Annotated in this window: 16 protein-coding genes and 1 riboswitch; of the genes, 11 read left to right on the forward strand and 5 right to left on the reverse strand. The window is 57.5% G+C overall.

The features are described 5' to 3' along the window. The first annotated feature begins 157 nt into the window (after positions 1-157). Positions 158-291: riboswitch (molybdenum cofactor riboswitch) on the forward strand. The 5 genes from moaA to moaE all read left to right on the forward strand — a co-directional run bounded on the left by moaA (position 281) and on the right by moaE (position 2,986). Continuing rightward, positions 281-1,267, forward strand: coding sequence for a GTP 3',8-cyclase MoaA (gene moaA / locus NP77_RS04850; protein WP_039659215.1), 987 nt, complete (start codon positions 281-283; stop codon positions 1,265-1,267). Its footprint overlaps the riboswitch before it by 11 nt. 14 nt (positions 1,268-1,281) lie before the next feature. Then, positions 1,282-1,797, forward strand: coding sequence for a molybdenum cofactor biosynthesis protein B (gene moaB, locus NP77_RS04855; protein WP_008925052.1), 516 nt, complete (start codon positions 1,282-1,284; stop codon positions 1,795-1,797). Positions 1,798-1,808: 11 nt separating this feature from the next. After that, the gene (moaC, locus tag NP77_RS04860; RefSeq protein ID WP_008925053.1) at positions 1,809-2,294 is read left to right on the forward strand and encodes a cyclic pyranopterin monophosphate synthase MoaC; all 486 of its coding nucleotides are present in this window, start codon (positions 1,809-1,811) and stop codon (positions 2,292-2,294) included. Beyond that, a complete protein-coding gene (gene moaD / locus NP77_RS04865) occupies positions 2,287-2,532 on the forward strand; it encodes a molybdopterin synthase sulfur carrier subunit (RefSeq protein WP_003851844.1) in 246 nt (81 codons plus the stop codon). Before moaC ends, moaD begins: the two co-directional genes overlap by 8 nt. 1 nt (position 2,533) lies before the next feature. Continuing rightward, positions 2,534-2,986: a molybdopterin synthase catalytic subunit MoaE gene (gene moaE / locus NP77_RS04870; protein WP_039659218.1), complete on the forward strand. Its 453-nt coding sequence runs from the start codon at positions 2,534-2,536 to the stop codon at positions 2,984-2,986. Between the two features lie 98 nt (positions 2,987-3,084). Here moaE and NP77_RS04875 read toward each other — a convergent pair whose 3' ends face one another. Beyond that, the gene (locus NP77_RS04875; protein WP_039659220.1) at positions 3,085-3,870 is read right to left on the reverse strand and encodes an OBAP family protein; all 786 of its coding nucleotides are present in this window, start codon (positions 3,868-3,870) and stop codon (positions 3,085-3,087) included. A gap of 106 nt (positions 3,871-3,976) precedes the next feature. Between NP77_RS04875 and NP77_RS04880 the strand changes: the two genes are divergently transcribed. Continuing rightward, on the forward strand, positions 3,977-5,071 hold the full coding sequence (locus NP77_RS04880) for a DUF1615 domain-containing protein (protein ID WP_003851837.1): 1,095 nt from the start codon (positions 3,977-3,979) through the stop codon (positions 5,069-5,071). Between the two features lie 104 nt (positions 5,072-5,175). Next, on the forward strand, positions 5,176-5,883 hold the full coding sequence (locus tag NP77_RS04885; RefSeq protein WP_033762576.1) for a Bax inhibitor-1/YccA family protein: 708 nt from the start codon (positions 5,176-5,178) through the stop codon (positions 5,881-5,883). Between the two features lie 48 nt (positions 5,884-5,931). Here the strand turns inward: NP77_RS04885 and NP77_RS04890 are convergent, their stop codons facing one another. The 3 genes from NP77_RS04890 to NP77_RS04900 are packed head-to-tail and all read right to left on the reverse strand — an operon-like array spanning position 5,932 to position 8,899. Next, on the reverse strand, positions 5,932-6,897 hold the full coding sequence (locus NP77_RS04890) for a lysylphosphatidylglycerol synthase domain-containing protein (RefSeq protein ID WP_003851834.1): 966 nt from the start codon (positions 6,895-6,897) through the stop codon (positions 5,932-5,934). Then, complete coding sequence (gene clsB / locus NP77_RS04895; protein ID WP_003851832.1) at positions 6,897-8,141, reverse strand: cardiolipin synthase ClsB; 1,245 nt, start codon at positions 8,139-8,141, stop codon at positions 6,897-6,899. The genes NP77_RS04890 and clsB overlap by 1 nt, the downstream gene beginning before the upstream one ends. After that, positions 8,138-8,899 (reverse strand): endonuclease/exonuclease/phosphatase family protein, encoded by a 762-nt coding sequence (locus tag NP77_RS04900; RefSeq protein ID WP_039659225.1) that lies wholly within the window; start codon positions 8,897-8,899, stop codon positions 8,138-8,140. The genes clsB and NP77_RS04900 overlap by 4 nt, the downstream gene beginning before the upstream one ends. Positions 8,900-9,078: 179 nt before the next feature. Between NP77_RS04900 and NP77_RS04905 the strand changes: the two genes are divergently transcribed. The 4 genes from NP77_RS04905 (at position 9,079) to NP77_RS04920 (ending at position 13,273) form a co-directional block, all read left to right on the forward strand. Further along, the gene (locus NP77_RS04905) at positions 9,079-9,471 is read left to right on the forward strand and encodes a YbhQ family protein (protein WP_003851829.1); all 393 of its coding nucleotides are present in this window, start codon (positions 9,079-9,081) and stop codon (positions 9,469-9,471) included. A gap of 217 nt (positions 9,472-9,688) precedes the next feature. Continuing rightward, positions 9,689-11,062, forward strand: coding sequence for an ATP-dependent RNA helicase RhlE (gene rhlE / locus NP77_RS04910; RefSeq protein WP_003851827.1), 1,374 nt, complete (start codon positions 9,689-9,691; stop codon positions 11,060-11,062). A gap of 2 nt (positions 11,063-11,064) precedes the next feature. Further along, entirely contained in the window at positions 11,065-12,015 is a 951-nt protein-coding gene (gene dusC / locus NP77_RS04915; protein WP_003851824.1) for a tRNA dihydrouridine(16) synthase DusC, read from the forward strand. Positions 12,016-12,085: 70 nt separating this feature from the next. Continuing rightward, the gene (locus NP77_RS04920; protein ID WP_008925062.1) at positions 12,086-13,273 is read left to right on the forward strand and encodes an MFS transporter; all 1,188 of its coding nucleotides are present in this window, start codon (positions 12,086-12,088) and stop codon (positions 13,271-13,273) included. 50 nt (positions 13,274-13,323) lie between these two features. On the opposite strand, the gene NP77_RS04925 is transcribed toward NP77_RS04920, so the two are convergent. Beyond that, a complete protein-coding gene (locus NP77_RS04925) occupies positions 13,324-14,925 on the reverse strand; it encodes an inorganic phosphate transporter (protein ID WP_003851818.1) in 1,602 nt (533 codons plus the stop codon). Between the last annotated feature and the right edge of the window lie 6 nt (positions 14,926-14,931).

Here is a 14,931-nt window from a genome sequence, read left to right on the forward strand (position 1 = left end):
CCGCGCGGATGACATGCGTCAAAATCTGGATCGCATTTTAACGTATCCTGTCGCTAACATGCGGTGAAAATTCGATATGTATAAGAATATATAGCGAAAAGAGCACATGGAAGAGTGGCGAAATACACGCTACCATCATGCTTACCGCGCTGATCAACGGGTCAGCGTACACTCAAGCCTGAATGCCTAAGTCTGCGGATAGGGGGTTCAGGCCGTAGCCATCGAGCTGCCAGGGTGCAGGAAGAAATGACTGCATCTCCCAATCTGGAAAGGTGTTCTGGTGTCACAATTTACTGATGCATACGCGCGTAAGTTCTATTACCTGCGCCTGTCGGTCACGGATGTCTGTAATTTCCGCTGTACCTACTGCCTGCCTGACGGCTACAAACCGCAGGGAATTCGTAACAAAAGCTTTCTCTCTCTGGATGAAATCCGCCGTGTCACGCGGGCCTTCGCCGCTGCCGGCACCGAAAAAGTGCGGCTGACCGGCGGTGAGCCGTCGCTGCGCCGTGATTTCACCGACATCATTGCGGCGGTCCGTGAAAACGCTTCTATCCGCCAGATCGCGGTGACCACTAACGGCTACCGGCTGGCGCGTGATGTGAAGCAGTGGCGCGATGCGGGTTTAACCGCACTTAACGTCAGCGTCGACAGTCTGGATGCCCGTCAGTTTCACGCTATTACCGGTCAGGATAAATTCCATCAGGTGATGAGCGGCATCGATGCCGCGCTGGACGCCGGTTTTCGCCAGGTCAAAGTCAATAGTGTGCTGATGCGCGATCTCAACAGCCGTAATCTGGCGACGTTCCTCGACTGGATCCGCACCCGCCCGATCCAGCTGCGTTTTATCGAACTGATGGAAACCGGCGACGGCGGCACGCTGTTCCGCGAGCAGCACGTTTCCGGCATGGTGATCCGCGATCAACTGATCGCCCAGGGCTGGCAGCGCCGCGAAAGTGGACGCAGTGACGGGCCGGCGCAGGTCTTTTACCATCCCGATTATGTCGGCGAGATTGGCCTGATCATGCCTTACGCCAAAGATTTCTGTGCCAGCTGCAACCGTCTGCGCGTCTCAGCGCACGGTAATCTGCACCTGTGCCTGTTTGGTGACGGCGGCGTACCGCTGCGCGACCTGCTGGCGTCCGATGAGCAGCAGGCCGAACTGCAGGCGCGCATTGCCAGCAGCCTGGGGCAGAAAAAGCAGACCCACTTCCTGCATCAGGGCAACACCGGCATCACACAGAATCTCTCATACATTGGCGGCTAATTTCAGGAGGAAGTATGGGTAAACCAGCCAGCGAATTTCAGGCATTGCAGATGGCGGTGATGACGGTGTCAGATCGCCGCGATGCCAGCAACGATACCTCCGGCGACTACCTGCGCGAGGCGGCAGCAGAAGCGGGCCATGAGGTGGTTGATCACGCCATCGTGCCGGATAATCTCTACCGCATCCGCGCCACCGTGTCGCGCTGGATCGCCAGTGAAGATGTACAGGTGGTGATTATTAATGGCGGCACCGGCTTTAACCTGAAAAACAGCACCCCGGAAGCCCTGCTGCCACTGTTTGATCGCGAGATTGACGGCTTTGGCGAACTGTTCCGGATGGTCTCCTATGAAGAGATTGGCGGTTCAACATTGCAGTCGCGCGCCGTTGCCGGTCTGGCTAACGGGACGCTGATTCTGGCTGTGCCGGGATCAACCAGCGCCTGCCGTACTGCCTGGGAGCGGATTATTGCTGACCAGCTTGATGCGCGCACCGCGCCCTGTAATTTTGTCTCACATCTGAAGAAACGGTAAGAACGGTAAGTATGTCTCAACTCACACACATTAACGCCGCGGGCGAAGCGCACATGGTGGATGTCTCCGCCAAGGCTGAAACCGTGCGCGAAGCGCGGGCAGAAGTGCTGGTGCTGATGCAGCCTGAAACGCTGCAGATGATTATGGAAGGCAGCCACCACAAAGGGGATGTCTTTGCCACGGCGCGCATCGCCGGGATTCAGGCAGCAAAACGCACCTGGGAGCTGATTCCGCTCTGTCATCCGCTGATGCTGAGCAAAGTGGAAGTGAATCTGGAAGCGGAACCGGATCATAATCGGGTTCGCATTACCACGCTCTGTCGCCTCACCGGCAAAACCGGCGTCGAGATGGAAGCGCTGACGGCCGCCTCGGTTGCCGCCCTCACCATCTACGACATGTGCAAAGCGGTGCAGAAAGATATCGTCATCGATCAGTTGCGTTTAATCAGCAAGAGCGGCGGTAAAAGCGGCGATTTCCAGGCGGTCGCGCATGATTAAGGTGCTGTTTTTTGCCCAGGTGCGTGAGCTGACCGGCACGGCATCACTTGAGGTCGGTGCTGATTACCCGGATGTGGCCACGCTGCGCAGTGCGCTGGCCGACCGCAACGATCGCTGGGCGCTGGCGCTGGAGTCAGGCAAACTGCTGGCGGCGGTCAATCAGACGCTGGTGCCGATGACGCATCCGCTGCACGCCGGGGATGAAGTCGCCTTTTTCCCGCCCGTGACCGGAGGCTGAGATGGAAACGCAGATTCGCGTTGGCCCTGCACCCTTTGATATGGCGGAAGCGTATCGCTGGCTGGCGGCCTGTGATGAAGATGGTGCGGTGGTAACCTTTACCGGCAAAGTCCGCAACCACAATCTGGGTGATAACGTGGCGGCGTTGACGCTGGAGCACTATCCCGGCATGACCGAAAAAGCGCTGCAGGAGATTGTGGATGCGGCGCGCGAACGCTGGCCACTGCAACGGGTTACCGTGATTCATCGCGTCGGCGAACTGTTTCCCGGCGATGAAATCGTGCTGGTGGGTGTGACCAGTGCGCATCGCAGCAGCGCCTTTTCTGCCGCAGAGTTCATCATGGATTACCTGAAAACCCGCGCCCCCTTCTGGAAGCGTGAAGCGACTGAGCAGGGCGATCGCTGGGTGGACGCCCGCGACAGCGATCAGCAGGCAGCTCAGCGCTGGGACTAAGGCGGCGTTAATGGCTCAGCGGGCCAGACCCTTTTCGCCCGCTGAGTCTCCTCTGTGTATCCACACGCCACTGCCAGAAAACACGCTTATCACGTCGCTTAAGGCTGCTTTAGCTGCTCCGCCGGGCCAAAGCCGGTCTGGCCGTGGCTGTGTTCACCACCGCCAGTGGTGCGCTTCAGCTGAATAACCTGACCCTTTTCCCAGGCATTGGCGCCCGGTGCCGCCGGATGCGCTACGATATCCGCTCGTTCGGCACGGATCTGTTTACTGTCGACGTCAAAGCGGCGATCGCGATCCGCCAGCAGTCGCGAATCCATCTGACCATCCTGTGTAAAGCCCATCATCAAGGCCGGAATGCCAATTGGCAGCGTTTTATCACGATCCGTGTGCCAGGTGTGCCAGGTCTTTCCGTAGGTGTTCGCGATGCGTGTCATCAGGGCATGGTCGGCGGCGGCGGGTAAGCCCGGCGCAATCAGCGTGCCCGATTTCACCTCATACTGATGGCTGTGCCACAGTTTCTTCTCTTCCGGCGGCAGGGTCTTAAACAGCCGTTCGCTGATAATGTACTCCACGCCCATCAGCCGTGCGTCGCGCGTATTGCCGTCGTAAATCACCGCCTGCATCACATCGTCGTTCAGCACGGTGACATAGTGGTGCGCCTCCATCTGACCGTTCCTGTCGCCGTTATAAAAATGGAAGCCATCGAGATAGGTGTTAATGGCGTCGATAGGCGGACGTGACTGCATCACGCTGGCACCCGTCTCCAGCACCTTAAGCGAGGAGGAGGTGGGCGCGCCCGGTGACTGCACCTGGGCAGGCGTATTATTGGCGCCGCAGCCGGTTAATAACAGGCTGAAGGCCGCAACAGGCCAGAGTTTAAACATCGTAAGTTCCTTTAACGTTAAAAAAGGTAACCTTAGTTCAGTTCTCGCCTGCCTGCGAAACGCTGGCAATGGTAGAGTAGGGCTTTCGTTCATTCTGAGGACAGGCATGTCATCCACCCCGATTCTGCAACGTCTGACACTGGTCGCCGCACTGGTGCTGGCGGGTTGTAGCAGCAAGAAAACCCCTGAGGCGCCCGTGCGGCAGCCCGAAGATGTCAAAGCGCAGATCCAGCGACTGCTGCCGTCGCACGTCAGTAATAAAGCCGCATGGAGCGACGACATCTACACCACCTTCCGCACGCAGCAGATCGATCCCAGCGCCAGTAATCTCTGCGCAGTCATCGCCGTAGCGGATCAGGAGAGCAACTTCAGCGCGGAGGCCGCCGTACCGGGCCTGCCAAAAATTGCCTGGGGCGAGATCAACCGCCGTGCGGCGCAGGTGCATGTGCCGGCCTTCCTGGTGCGCACCGCACTGCTGATCAAGTCGCCGACCGGGGAAAGTTACGCGGCCCGTCTGGACAAGGTGCGCAGTGAAAAAGATCTCAGCGCTATCTTTGATGACCTGATCGACATGGTGCCGATGGGCCAGACGCTGTTCGGTAATCTCAACCCAATCCACACCGGCGGGCCGATGCAGGTCAGCATTGCGTTTGCCGAAGCACACGCCAAAGGCTACCCGTGGCCGATCGATGGCACCATCCGCCGCGAAGTCTTTACCCGTCACGGCGGAATCTACTTCGGCACTATGCATCTGCTCGGCTACCCGGCTGACTACAGTCAGCCGCTCTACCGCTTTGCCGATTACAATGCGGGCTGGTACGCCAGTCGCAATGCGGCCTTCCAGGCGGCGGTGTCACGCGCCACCGGCATGAAGCTGGCGCTGGATGGGGATCTGATTCTTTATGGATCGGATGCGGCAGGGGGGACTGAACTCGCGGTGCGCACACTGTCGAAGCAGATCGACATGAGCAACAGCGATATTCGCCGCGATCTGGAGAAAGGGGAAAAAGCGTCGTTCAGCGACAGTGAACTCTGGAAACAGGTCTTTACCCTGGCGGACAAAATGGCGGGTCGCAAACTCCCGCGTGAAATGCTGCCGGGCATCAAGCTGGAAAGCCCGAAAATTACCCGTAATCTGACCACGGCGTGGTTTGCGCAGCGCGTTGACAGCCGCTATCAGCAGTGCCTGTCGCGCCGTTAAGCGGCATGTTGTGGCGCAGTTGAGCTGAGCTGTGCCACACTTAGCCACTGGCATGTCTCCCGGTTGGGAGCGCATCTGTTCATCCGTCTAACAAGAGGTGCATCATGGACCGATATCCAAGAAATGATTCCATCGTTCAATCCGCATCTCGCGGTTTACAAGCCTATATGGCGCAGGTTTATGGCTGGATGACCTGTGGTCTGTTACTGACCGCGTTTGTCTCCTGGTATGCTGCGCGCACGCCTGCAGTGATGGAGATGGTGTTTGCCAATCGCATCACTTTCTTCGGGCTGATTATCGCGCAGCTGGCACTGGTCTTTTTCCTGTCAGGTATGGTGCATCGCCTGAGTGGGGCAGTGGCTACCGGACTGTTTATGCTCTATTCGGCCCTCACCGGCTTGACCATGGCGAGTATCTTCCTGGTTTACACCTACTCCTCCATCGCCAGCACCTTCTTTGTTACGGCGGGGATGTTTGGTGCGATGAGCTTCTACGGCTACACCACCAAACGCGATCTGAGCCGTTTTGGCAGCCTGCTGTTTATGGCGCTGATTGGCATTGTACTGGCGTCGCTGGTGAACTTCTGGCTGAAAAGCCCGGCGCTGATGTGGGCGATTACCTATATCGGCGTGGTGGTGTTCGTGGGATTAACGGCGTATGACACGCAGAAGCTGAAAAATATTGGTGAGCAGATCGATGCCCGCGACACGGAGAACCTGCGTCGCTACTCGATTATGGGTGCACTGACGCTCTATCTCGACTTCATCAACCTGTTCCTGATGCTGCTGCGGATTTTCGGCAACCGCCGTTAAGTCAGTGAGTCATTAGCAGGGAGGCGCATTATCTGCGCCTCCCTTTTTTTACGACTTCTGCAATTTCTGTTCGTTCTTCTGACGCAGATGCTTCGCCCGACTCTCCAGCCCCAGATAGAGCACCAGCGCTAACAGCAGCGGCAGGATAAAGTAGAGCACGCGATACGCCAGCAGCCCCGCAATAATGGTGCCATGCGAGACGTGCTGACCGCTGAGCAGCGCCAGGAAAACCGCTTCCAGCACGCCAATACCCGCCGGAATATGCACGATTACGCCCGCGATACTGCTGATCAGCAGCACGCCCAGCACCATCGGATAGCCTGTGTCACGTCCCAGCAGCAGCCAGATAATCGCGCCCATCACCATCCAGTTGGCGCAGGACACTGCGAACTGCAGCAGCGCCATGCGCAGCGAAGGCAGCTGCAGCGTCTGGCCTTTTACCGTCCAGCGCCGCTGCTTTGAGAAAGCGCAGGCCCAGAGATAAACCGCCACCAGTACCAGCAGAACCCCGCCAATCAACCGCAGTGTGGTCTCGCCGATAAACCAGCCGCTGGGGATCGAGACCATGCCGGCACTGAACACCACGCCCGCCAGCAGAATATAGCCCAGCCAGTTGGTCGCGATGCTCAGGGAGAAGATGCGGGTGATGGTGCCGCTATCGAGACCGAGTCTGGAGTAAAGCCGGTAGCGCATCGCCACGCCGCCGACCCAGGTGCTCAGCGTCAGGTTAAAGGCATAACAGATAAACGACACCAGCATCACCTGACGCTTCGCCAGTTTGTGGCCGCAGTAGGCGCGGCCAATCAGGTCATAACAGCCATACACCAGGTAACTCAGCACCACCAGTCCGGCGGCGGTCAGCACCACAAAACGGTTGTAATTAACGATGACGTTATAAACATCTTCCCAGTTCACTTTGCGGGCATAAACCACCAGCAAAACCACCACCGCGATGAAAAACAGTACGGTGAGGATTTTTTTCGCCAGTTGCCAGCGTGGATGTTTTTTTGCCATCAGGATTTTGCTCCCGGATTATCAGCTTCAACGCGATCCTGCGTTTCCATTTCAGGTTGTACCGGCGGACTCACCTGAGCCAGCAAGGGCGTATGCGCCGGAAGCCAGCCCGCGATGGCCGGGAAATGGCGCAGGAAGTGAAACACCACCACGCTTTTACTCAGTTGCCACCAGTTTCGCGGTGGCAGGTGCTCCTCCTGGACGCGCTTGCAATCGTTGGCCAGCAGCGCTTCGAGGTTGTCACGCAGCGTCTGATTAAAGGGATGATCGTGAATGATCAGGTTGGCTTCCAGGTTTAAAGAGAGGCTGAGCGGATCGAGATTGCTGGAGCCGACGGTGGCCCAGTGATCGTCTTTTACAGCAATCTTGCCGTGCAGCGGACGACGAATATATTCATACACTTCGACGCCGCCATCGACCAGATAGTTATAGAGCAGCTCCGCACCCACTTTTACTATCGGCATATCTGGCTCGCCCTGAACGATCAGGCGTACCCGGACGCCACGCTGTGCGGCATTACGCATCTCACGCAGCAGCCGGTAGCCAGGAAAGAAGTAGGCGTTGGCAATAATGACATCCCGCTTCGCCTCGCGCAGCATCTCAAGATAATGCACTTCGATGTCGTCGCGATGCTCGTCGTTATCGCGATAAACATAGAGCACCTGGGCATCGCCAGGTGTAGCGTTCACTGCCGGACGATGAGAACGCGAGCCCCACCAGCGGCGGGTAGGTTGCTCGCTGCCAATCGCCTGTTGCAGATAGCGGGCAATATCGGCCACAACCGGGCCTTTGACCTGCACTGAGTAATCCTGTTTTGCCTCCGGGCCATAATCGGTGTTGTGTTCAGCCGAAAAGTTGATGCCGCCCACAAAGGCGACGACATCATCCACCACCACGGTTTTGCGGTGCAGACGGCGAAATACGTTGGTGCGCATCCCCATCACCAGCGGACGGGGATCGTAATAGATGAAACGTACGCCCGCGCTGGTCAGGCTGTTCACAAATTTATCTGAGAGTTCAGCGGAGCCATAACCATCGACCATCACTTCAACCCGCACGCCGCGCTGTGCCGCAGCCAGCAGCTCACGGTGCAGAGCGTTGCCTACCTCATCCTCAAACAGAATAAAGGTTTCAATTAATACCGTGCGTTCTGCCCGCTGAATCGCGCCAAAGACGCGCGGGAAAAACGCTTCGCCATTTTCCAGCAACAGCAGCCGGTTGCCTTCCTGCCAGCTAAAATTCATAGGTGGATCTCCACGGCCAGCGGTGCATGGTCCGACAGATGTGACCAGGGTTTACGTGGCAGCGCCCACGGATGACTGACCGTGGCGTTGCGCACATAGATGCGGTCAAGTCGCAGGATCGGGAAGCGTGCCGGAAAGGTCCGCGCCGGGCGTCCGGTTTTCATGCTGAATACCTCTTTCAAACCCGCACCCTGTTTTAAAATTGAGTTAGCGCGTCGCTGCCAGTCGTTGAAATCACCCGCCACGACGACCGGTGCGTCGCGCGGCAGCGAGTTAACCATTTCACATATTTTCTTCATCTGCGCGTGACGATGCGCCTCTTTCAGACCCAGATGTACGCAGATGACATGCAGCGTGCCGTGCGGTTCAGGCAGGGCAATCTGGCAATGCAGCATGCCGCGATTTTCACTGCCTGCCACCGAGATATCCCGGTTTTCATATTCGGTGATCGGGAAGCGTGACAGCACCGCATTGCCATGATGTCCCTCCGGATAGACCGCATTTCGCCCATAGGCGAAATCGTTCCATATGGTGTCGGCCAGAAACTCATAATGCGGAGAATCGGGCCACGCCTCATGATTAAGGGCATGAATAGCATGCGTGCCCATTACCTCCTGGAGAAAGACCACATCCGCCTCTGTTGCGCGAACGGCGTCGCGTAATTCGGGCAGGATGAATCGGCGATTAAACGGGGCGAAACCCTTGTGTGTATTGATCGTCAGGACTTTTATTGAAAATCCTTGCGTGTTTTGTGGCATACTCGCGACGCACTCCTTTTCATCATCATCAGAATCAAAGTGTAGTCTTTGTCACAAATGGGTGGTGAAAGAGGGCAATAATTAGGGCGTTATCCGAAAATTGTTTTACATTGAGGAAATCGTTTCCGGCTTCTGCCGGTAGCACTTGGGCGACCTGTTGGGTCTGCCAGGAGAACTGAATGAAATGGTCTAATCGTATTCAAATCATCACGGGTCAAACGTTATTGCATATTGCTATGCATTTACTGGTGATCGCTGCGCTGATCTGGGGCTGGAAGCACAAGGCTCTGGTTGATGTCTGCAGTACGCTGGTGGCGATGTATGCACTGGTTTTTGTTGCCATGCTGGTAACACAGCGCATCCCACGTTTACGTACTCTCGGCGATTATCTTGAAGAAGCGACCACCACTTACTACTTTGGCGCTGCCATGATGACACTGTTCCTGGTGTCGCGAATTTACCACAACAACCTGCTGCTGGCCTGTCTCGGCGTAGTGATGTTGCTGGGTCCGGCGCTGGTCTCGCTGCTGGCGAAAGAGCCGCCGCGGCGAATCGAAAACAAACGTAGTTAAGTTGAAGGCCACCGGAAGGTGGCCTTCCTGTTTTCAGGCGGTTAAGTTGTGTCAGTAAATGTGAGCTATCTCGCACACTGTCTATAAAGCTGATACACTCGCTCGCTTACGCATCGTAGTTTGTGCCCTTTTCACGCGTCAGCCCCAGCTGGCGTCATTATCCCTCTGAAAACTACACCGTGAATCACGGCCAGAGCGGACCGGAGTAAATCACGTAATGTCTTTTGACTCTCTCGGCCTGAGTGCCGATATTTTGCGCGCGGTCGCCGAACAAGGCTACAGCGAACCTACACCTATCCAGCGCCAGGCAATTCCTGTGGTGCTGGCTGGCCGCGATCTGCTGGCGAGTGCCCAGACCGGCACCGGCAAAACGGCCGGCTTTACTTTACCGCTGTTACAGAAACTCTCTGCCACTGCCACGCCAATCCGCGGTCGTCGCCCGGTGCGCGCCCTGATCCTGACCCCAACCCGTGAACTCGCGGCGCAGGTCGGTGAAAACGTCAGCGACTACAGCAAGTATCTTTCGCTGCGTTCGATGGTGGTGTTTGGTGGTGTCAGCATCAATCCCCAGATGGTCAAGCTGCGTGGCGGCGTTGATATTCTGGTCGCAACACCAGGCCGCCTGCTGGATCTGGCGCAACAGAATGCCGTTGACCTGTCACAGGTCGAAGTTCTGGTGCTGGATGAAGCGGACCGCATGCTGGATATGGGCTTTATCCATGATATCCGTCGTGTGCTGGCGCGCCTGCCGGCGAAACGTCAGAACCTGCTGTTCTCTGCCACCTTCTCTGATGAGATTAAAGGTCTGGCTGAGAAACTGCTGACCAATCCGGAAATGATTGAAGTGGCTCGCCGCAATACCGCCTCTGAGCAGGTTGCGCAGCAGGTCGCTTTCGTTGATAAGAAGCGCAAGCGTGAACTGTTGTCGCAGCTGATTGGCGAAGGTAACTGGCAGCAGGTGCTGGTCTTCACCCGTACCAAACACGGCGCGAACCACCTTGCCGAGCAACTGGGCAAAGATGGCATCAGTGCTGCAGCCATTCATGGCAACAAGAGCCAGGGTGCACGTACCCGTGCGCTGGCCGACTTTAAGTCAGGCGGCATTCGCGTGCTGGTTGCGACCGATATCGCGGCCCGTGGCCTGGATATTGAAGAGCTGCCACACGTCGTGAACTACGAGCTGCCTAACGTCGCCGAAGATTATGTTCACCGTATTGGCCGTACAGGTCGTGCAGCCGCGACCGGTGTCGCACTGTCGCTGGTCTGCGTCGATGAGCATAAACTGCTGCGTGATATTGAGCGTCTGCTGAAGCGTGAAATCCCGCGTCTGGCCGTTGAAGGTTATGAACCCGATCCGAGCATCAAAGCGGAGCCGATCATTAATGGTCGTCAGCAGCAGTCTCGCGGCGGTGCAGGTGGCGGCGGCCGGGGTCGTGGTCAGGGCGGACAGGGTGCAGGCGCATCGCGTTCATCTTCATCCGGCGACAAGCGTCCTCAGGCGCGTCGTCAGAGCCAGGCCGCGCCTCAGGGCGATAAGCCCGCGTCGCGTCCACGTCGTCCGGCAGCCGCGAAGCGTACCGGTAACGTCTGAGTATGAGGGTTTTACTGGCGCCGATGGAGGGCGTGCTGGATTCACTGGTGCGCCAGCTGTTATCGGAAGTGAACGACTACGATCTCTGCATCACTGAGTTTTTGCGCGTGGTCGATCAACTGCTGCCGGTAAAATCTTTCTACCGTCTCTGCCCCGAACTGCATAACGCCAGCCGCACGCCTTCAGGCACGCGGGTGCGTATGCAGCTGCTGGGGCAGCATCCCGAATGGTTAGCCGAGAACGCCGCACGCGCGGTGGAGCTGGGTTCCTGGGGTGTTGATCTCAACTGTGGGTGTCCCTCTAAACTGGTCAACGGCAGCGGAGGCGGCGCGACCCTTCTTAAAGATCCCGATCTGATTTATCGCGGCGCGAAAGCGATGCGTGAAGCCGTCCCTGCGGATTTACCGGTAACGGTAAAAGTGCGGCTCGGCTGGGATTCCAGTGCCCGCAGTCTGGAGATTGCCGATGCGGTTCAGCAGGCGGGAGCCAGCGAGCTGACGGTGCATGGGCGGACCAAAGAAGAAGGCTATCGCGCAGAGGCGATCAACTGGCAGGCAATTGGCGAGATTCGTCAGCGGCTGCGCATTCCGGTGATTGCCAACGGCGAGATCTGGGACTGGCAAAGCGCGCAAAATTGTATGGCAGTGACGGGCTGCAGTGCGGTAATGATTGGCCGTGGTGCACTGAACATCCCCAACCTGAGCCGGGTGGTGAAATACAACGAACCACCGATGTCCTGGACGGATGTGGTGCGGTTACTGCAGAAGTACAGCCGGCTGGAGAAGCAGGGCGATACCGGCCTCTATCACGTGGCGCGTATCAAACAGTGGCTGGGTTATCTGCGCAAAGCCTATGGCGAAGCCGATGGCTTATTCAGTGAAATCCGCGCGTTAAAAAACTCCGGCGATATTGCGCAGGCAATCGATCGTCACGCGATTGTTCACGGTTTGTGATAAAAAATCAGGCGACCCCTTCGCGACCTGACGGTATAGTGGGCAAAATTTCCTATACCACTAGCCTGCTATGTCTGACACCGCTGTACTGAGCAACAGCCAGCTCAACAAACGAATCCTCTCCGTTATTATCTTCACTTTCTTCTGTTATCTCTCCGTCGGACTGCCGCTGGCCGTACTGCCGGGCTTTGTCAAAAATCATCTTGGCTTCAGCTCCTTTATTGCCGGACTGATTATCAGCATTCAATATTTTGCGACGCTGCTCAGTCGTCCGCAGTCGGGCCGTCTGGCCGATCGGCTGGGGCCAAAACGGGTGGTGATGCTGGGACTGCTCTGCTGCGGCATGAGCGGGGTGCTGACTATCGTGGCCGCAATGCTGAGCAGCTGGCCGTGGCTGAGTCTGGCGCTGCTGGCTATCGGGCGACTGTTTCTCGGGGTAGGCGAAAGCTTCAGCAGCACGGGCTCTACGCTGTGGGGCATGAATATCGTCGGGCCGTTGCAGACCGCGCGCGTCATCTCCTGGAACGGTGTCGCCACGTATCTGGCGATGGCTGTGGGTGCACCGCTGGGCGTGCTGCTCAACAATCAATTTGGCATGAGTGGATTTGCCGGACTGATTGCGCTGATGGGCGTCGCCGGTTATCTGATGGCCAGCCGCAAACCGTCGGTCACCGTCAGCGTCGGCGAGCGCATTCCGTTTCACCGCGTCTTCTCCCGCGTCTGGCTTTATGGTCTGGCGCTGGGCTTCGGCACGATCGGTTTTGGCGTCATCGCGACCTTTATTACCCTCTATTTTGCCAGTCGTGACTGGCAGGGCGCAGCCTATGCGCTAACGCTGTTCAGCCTGGGTTTTGTGCTGGTGCGGCTGGGGTTTGGTCGCTTTATTACCCGCTTTGGTGGATTGCGTGTGTCGCTATTCTCTTTTCTGCTGGAGTGTCTGGGACTGCTGATTATCTGGCAGGCGGATAGCGCCTGGCTGGTGGGCGTGGGCGCATTCCTGACCGGCAGCGGTTTTTCGCTGGTCTTTCCGGCGCTGGGTGTTGAGGCGGTAAAAAGGGTTGAGCGTCAGGATCAGGGCTCGGCGCTGGGAACCTATTCCGCTTTCCTCGATCTTGGGCTGGGTTTAACCGGCCCGGTGGCGGGACTGTTTATCGGACACTGGGGAATGCAGTCGGTTTATCTGGCTGCTGCGATGATGGTGCTGGGCGCATTACTGATTACGCTGCGGCTCTATGGGCAACAACGGCTCAGCGCCTGATTATGGTCAGCATTGGCTCACCCCCTGACTGGTGGTGAGCCAGAGATGCATCAGAAATGGGTAAACAGCCAGTAGAGCAGGGCGGAAAGCAGAATAGAAACCGGCAGTGTTAATATCCAGGCGACAGCCAGATTACGCAAGGTTGAAAACTGCAGACCTGAGCGGTTGGCCGCCATGGTGCCTGCCACGCCAGACGACAGCACATGTGTAGTCGACACCGGCAGGCCAAAGCCATCCGCTGCGCCTATCGTCATCATCGCCACCAGTTCGGCGCTGGCACCCTGCGCATAGCTCAGGTGCGTTTTCCCAATTCGTTCTCCCACTGTCACCACAATTCTGCGCCAGCCCACCATGGTGCCAAGACCCAGCGCAATCGCCACCACCACTTTCACCCACATCGGGATAAAGCGGGTGGCGCTGTCGAGTTCCGCTTTCACCGCCTTAAGGTTGCGTTCCGTCTCCTGTGGCATTGCAACTTTCGTGTTTTGCAGATGCTTAATCGACTCTGAGGCCAGATACATCTGGTTGCGGGTGTTGGTCACCGCCTGAGCAGGAATATTGTCCATGGAGCCGTAACGGCGAATCTGATCGCCTACCTCGTTCAGCGTCCTCGCCAGCGCCGGCAACACATCGGCATTCATCTGGTTACTGCCGACAAAGCCGGTCAGCACGTCGCGGGCCGCCGGCGGGTTCGCCGTCGCCGGTTGCAGCTGCAACAGCTGATGCGCGGTCACTTCAGTCAGCGCGGCTACGCGTGGGATCTGATCGGCAGGCAGCGATCGGTTGAGGGCGTAGGCGATCGGCATGGTACCGACCAGGATCAGCATAATCAGCCCCATCCCTTTCTGCCCATCGTTGGAGCCGTGCGCAAATGAGACGCCGGTACAGGTCAGGATTAGCAGGCCACGAATCCAGACCGGTGGTGGTTGATCGCTTTTTGGCGCCTGATAAAGCTGCCGATTGCGGATAAAGATCTTCATTACCCAGAGCAACAGCCCGGCGCAGACAAAGCCGACCACCGGTGACAGTAGCAGAGCGTAGCCCACCTTCAGCGCCTGATCCCAGTCTACGCCGCTCACACCGCTGCGCCCGTGCAGCATGGCGTTGGCAACCCCGACGCCAATAATCGAGCCAATCAGGGTATGCGACGACGACGACGGCAGGCCGAAATACCAGGTGCCGAGATTCCAGATAATGGCGGAGAAAAGCAACGCATAGACCATGGCGAAGCCGTTGCCGCTGCTGGCCTGCAGGATCAGCTCGACCGGCAGCAGCGAGATAATGCCAAATGCAACCACGCCGCTGGAGAGCAGCACGCCCATAAAGTTACAGAAACCGGACCAGACCACCGCGACGCCGGGCGTGAGCGAGTGAGTGTAAATCACTGTAGCAACTGCATTGGCGGTATCGTGGAAACCGTTGACGAACTCAAAGCCGAGCGCAATCAGCAACGCCAGTCCCAGCAGAAAGAACGGCAGATAGCTGGTGACCGGCATATTGGTCTGTTCGACGTCATTGACCAGGTTGAGTCCGGCGAAGGCCAGTCCGGCGACCAGCAGAATAAAAAATAGCGGCTTGCTGAAGCGACTGCCCTTGCCGTTGAAATCGGGCCGTCCCTGGGCTGATGAGGAGGAGAGACTGTTTTCGCTCATGGTGTA

It is taken from the genome of Pantoea sp. MBLJ3, assembly GCF_000816655.1.
Lineage (GTDB): Bacteria > Pseudomonadota > Gammaproteobacteria > Enterobacterales > Enterobacteriaceae > Pantoea > Pantoea eucalypti.